Source organism: Mesorhizobium sp. (genome assembly GCF_005063415.1).
GTDB lineage: Bacteria > Pseudomonadota > Alphaproteobacteria > Rhizobiales > Rhizobiaceae > Mesorhizobium.
The window spans coordinates 1-4,083 of sequence record NZ_SUEG01000256.1 but is presented as its reverse complement, the minus strand read 5'-3'; the positions used below and the strand labels follow the sequence as shown (position 1 = coordinate 4,083).

The following is a 4,083-nucleotide window of genomic DNA, read 5'->3' as shown; positions in this document are numbered from 1 at the left end:
GGCTGCCATCGAACGGCGCCTCGGCCCGATCGATCCCGCTTGCCGCATCATGCTTTGCGGCCACAGCCACCGCAGCGAGCTGGTCCGCATTCCCGGCGGTCCGGTCATCTTCAACCCGGGCAGCATCGGCTGCCCGGCCTATGACGATTCGACCCCGCCGGCGCATGTCTCCGAGCAAGGTTCGCCGCACGCCCGCTACGGCCTCGTCGACTTGCACCCCGATCGCTTCGAGGCCATTGCTGTCGACTATGACCACGAGGCGGCGGCGCGTCAGGCCGAGCAGGCGGGACGGCCCGAATGGGCCCACGCGCTGCGCACCGGATTTATGTCCGGCTGAACGCGGAACGCGTTCATGCCGCCGGGCTGAGCTTGCTCATGCCAGGCTGAACGGATGACCGCCTTCGAGCGGCAGAAGCCGCGACCGGTCCAATCATCAGTTGTCAGACGCGGATCGCTTCGATCGCTTGGCAGGACGTCGGGTGCTGGCCGCCGAAGCCTTGGTCGCCGAAGTCTTGGCCGCCGAAGTCTTGGGCGATGAAGCCTTTGGCCGTGACGTCTTGGGCGCCAGTTGCGTTGGGTTGAAAGTCTGTGCTGGGGCCGATTCGGAACCGGCCCGAATGTCGGCGTCACGCACCTGCTGGCCAAAGTTCAGCCCGGTCAGTTCTTCAATCTCGGCCACCGTCGAAAGGAACTCCGATACCCTGGCAATTTCAAGCGGGTCATCGAATGCCTCGGCGCGCTCGCCGAACGCTTCGGGCATCACTTCCAAAACCGGCTTCTGGTCCGCCAGCAGCGCGATGGCGCGCAGGCCAGCTTGATCGGACCACAGCGCGATCTTCCAGAACTTCAGCGGAACATGGCTTTCGAAGCGGTAGGGGGGATCGTCCTGATGGAACACTGGCCCGGCAAACACCGTGACACGGCCTCGCGTCGTATAGGCGTTGCGCAGCACATAGGTTTCCACCGCGCGCCATCTCAGCTTCCCCTTGGAGCCGGGATGGTCAAGCGAGCTTCCCTGATTGAAGAAGCCGACTTGCGGCGCAGCATTGGTATAAAAGAACGTGTCGCGTTCTGCCGCGACCGCCTCCTGATCCACCCCCCATGCAGGGTCGCCGCGAAGCGTAATATGGCCCTTCTGGAACATTCGAGCTATTCGTTCCTTGGATTTTGCGACGGGAAATCCAGGCACGTTCTGGCTCGAATAGAATTCCTGGGTCATCTGCTCGCCAAGGTCGATACGGCGATCGGGCCGGAAAGCATCGCTGGCTTCCGAACCGGAAATCGACTCCACCCCCAATTCGACAAGCGACGGGTTGTCGATGACCGTCTTGTCCTCACGATTGACCGCCTTGGTGCGGGATCCATCGATATTGCAGGCGGTGACGAAGGCAAGCCTGCGATCGGCGTTCATCAAGATCGAAAAATGATGGTAGCGCAATTCGTGTGGGTCCTCGCCCGGTTTGGCAAGAAGATTTTTGGCCAACCGGAAGGGTGAATCGGCAACCGTCGGCATTGGCAGGACAAAGCCCGGTATGAAGCCGGGCTCATACCCTCCACGATCGTCGAAATCCTCCGTTTTCCAACCCGCTGCCTCGGCGATGGCCACCTTCGCGGGTTCGCTTGCCGGGCTCTTGCCGTCGTTTCGTCTTGCATCGCCTCCGTCGCCGTCGATCAGCGGCGCCCGGACATTTATCTCGACGGGAAAAGTCCAGGTGACCGAGCCATCGGCGTTGTGTCTCGTCGCCGGCGGATTGCGATCGGGTTCCGGCCGCTGCACCGGCTTGTTCGGCACATCTTCGCGAATGTCGGCGTTCAGCCGAACTGTCTCGTCCATCATGCGCGGCGTGCCGGCCCAAATCGCCAAAACTTGCGAAACCGCCGATGCCGAGGAGCCCGGCAGCCTGGACTTTCTAGTGCTGAGATCGTCAACGATGGCGCTGATCCGTATGCCTTCGTTGATCTCGCGCGTAAGCGCATAGCCACCTATGCCCGTCACCTCGTGGAACGGCCCGGCCCAATGATGCAGGGCAATAGGCTCCCATTCGTTGTTGAAGACCGGGGATCCGGACGAACCCTGTTCGGTATCGGCGACATAGTGCAGCACTTGCACCGTTTCGTCGCGGGCCACCAGCCGGTTTTCACGCAGCACCAATTCCTTGAAGCGGCCATCGGGATGCTGAACGATGTTGGCGATTTCGCCAAGCATATGCTTGTCGCGCGCATCCGACAGCGAGATAAAACCGAACTTCCCCAGTTCCTTTGGACCGGAACGCCGCTCGCCGACCCCGATCAGCGTATAGTCCAGACCCTCTATGCTATCGGTCACGAAACAGGATTCGGGATCGAACAGAAACGTCGTTGGCGTACGCACGGCATTCACACCGTCCTGCTCATAGTCGAATTGGACCTGAAAGCGCCGGGAATCCGCCGGCGACGAAATCACATGGTTGTTTGTGAGGAACAGCCTTGGCCCGACCAGAAAACCCGATCCTTGCGGATTGCCGTTGAGAAAGGCAACGCGGCCGACCGCATCGGCAGCACGGCGCCCACGCTCCAGAAATGCGACCCCGATGAAATCGAGCGTTGGGCCGAGAATTGCCTCCGGTCCTGGCTGTTTGGCGGCGGCCTTTCTCTCCCCGGCAGACCTCATGTCTATCGCAGCCGATATCATCTCCGCTTCGGTGCGGCTGAGCGACGCCTTTACCTGCAGCCTGTCGAGGCGCCTGGAGAGGGTCTGTTCGGCGGCCAGCGGATTGCCGTTGGCGATGTGACCAAGTGAAGCCTCAATTTCGGTGCGCGTTTTCTTGATACGCTGGCGAACTATGTTTTCCACTTGCGCGAATATTTCAAGGTCGACCATATTGCCCTCCTCAACCTTACTTGAGAGAGTGCATATTTACATGAAATGTGCAATATTTTGCCGGCTGTTGGTTCACAGAAGTGGCCTGGTCGCGATTCAACGCGCGGCACCTTTTCGGGCTTACACAGCGCCGCCTCGTCGCCTATAAAAACCGGCTGGCGTTCGATGGCGCTTTCGTGCCTGGCCGCGCCTTCGGCAATTGAACCTACCGCCCATGGCAGATGATTAGGCGCACAGTAACACTCCCGACGACGCTGCTTGCGATGGTTGCCGCTCCGCTGATGCTGGCGGAGCTGCCGGCCAACGGCCAGGAGCCGGAGCCCATCATCTCGATTGTGACGGGTCTCGCTCCGGATGACCTCCTCAACGTGCGCGCCACGGCATCGGCTATGGGCAAGATCGAGGCACGGCTGCCGAGTGGTTCGAGCGTGAAGAATCTCGGCTGCGGCGACGTCAGCGGCCACAAGTGGTGCAAGGTCGAAGACATTGATGACCCCAAGCTGAGCGGATGGGCTCCGGCGCGCTACCTCGACCCCATTAATCCCCGGCAAGTGACACCGCAGGCAGCGGCCAGTGCGGAGAACCCTGCCCCTCAGCCGCTGCCCGACCTGACAACGCGCCTGGGCGCAACCAGTCCCGAAACGACGCTGAACTCCACTGACGCGATCGGCAGGGCGGCGATCGAGGATGCTTACCGCCTGGCCTTGGTCGGTGGAAACCCCTCGACTGGACAGGTTGATGGATCGCCGTCCGCTACAGCGGGTCCCATCCAGAATTTCGGCGCGGCCAACGCGGCGCCTCCGCCCAACGCACAGACCGTTGCGCGGCTGCAGCCGCCGGGGACACCGGTCCCAGGTGCCGGTAACGCCATCCCCTGCGCGCGCTATCTCGGCCAGCCGATGACCAGCTGCAAGGCAAACGTCGTGCGCACCGGCGACAAGATCGACGTGACCGTGACATGGCCCGACGGCGGCACGCGCATCATCAGCTTCAAGGCCGGCAAGCCGGCCGGTGCGGACGCACCCGGCGAATTCCGCTTCATCCGCGAGGGCAGCCTGAACATGATCCGTATCGGTGCTTCCGAGCGGTTCGAGATTACGGATGCCTTGGCGTTGGGGGATAGTGGTAAGGGAATAAGGCAGTAGGGCAGTAGGGCAATATGTTTAAAGGGCGCTCGAACCTCTGCCCTACTCCCCTACTCCCCTACTCCCCTACCCCCCTAC

The 4,083-nt window shown here is 61.7% G+C and carries 2 protein-coding genes and 1 pseudogene; 2 read left to right on the top strand and 1 reads right to left on the bottom strand.

Annotated elements, in window-relative coordinates; translation table 11 throughout:
- Positions 1-337, top strand: a pseudogene (locus tag E5W70_RS31220) (metallophosphoesterase); the annotation flags it as partial.
- Positions 338-433: 96 nt separating this feature from the next.
- Here the strand turns inward: E5W70_RS31220 and E5W70_RS31215 are convergent.
- Positions 434-2,860 (bottom strand): DNA/RNA non-specific endonuclease, encoded by a 2,427-nt coding sequence (locus tag E5W70_RS31215; protein ID WP_292665107.1) that lies wholly within the window; start codon positions 2,858-2,860, stop codon positions 434-436.
- A 263-nt stretch (positions 2,861-3,123) separates the two neighbouring features.
- Here E5W70_RS31215 and E5W70_RS31210 point away from each other — a divergent pair, with 263 nt between their 5' ends.
- Positions 3,124-4,005 (top strand): SH3 domain-containing protein, encoded by an 882-nt coding sequence (locus E5W70_RS31210; RefSeq protein ID WP_292665105.1) that lies wholly within the window; start codon positions 3,124-3,126, stop codon positions 4,003-4,005.
- The last annotated feature ends 78 nt before the right edge of the window (positions 4,006-4,083 follow it).

Bases quoted from the DNA above. Each gene is read 5' to 3' on its own strand.
- E5W70_RS31210 (WP_292665105.1), top strand. From the start codon at position 3,124: ATGGTTGCCGCTCCGCTGATGCTGGCGGAGCTGCCGGCCAACGGCCAG.
- E5W70_RS31215 (WP_292665107.1), bottom strand. From the start codon at position 2,860: ATGGTCGACCTTGAAATATTCGCGCAAGTGGAAAACATAGTTCGCCAG.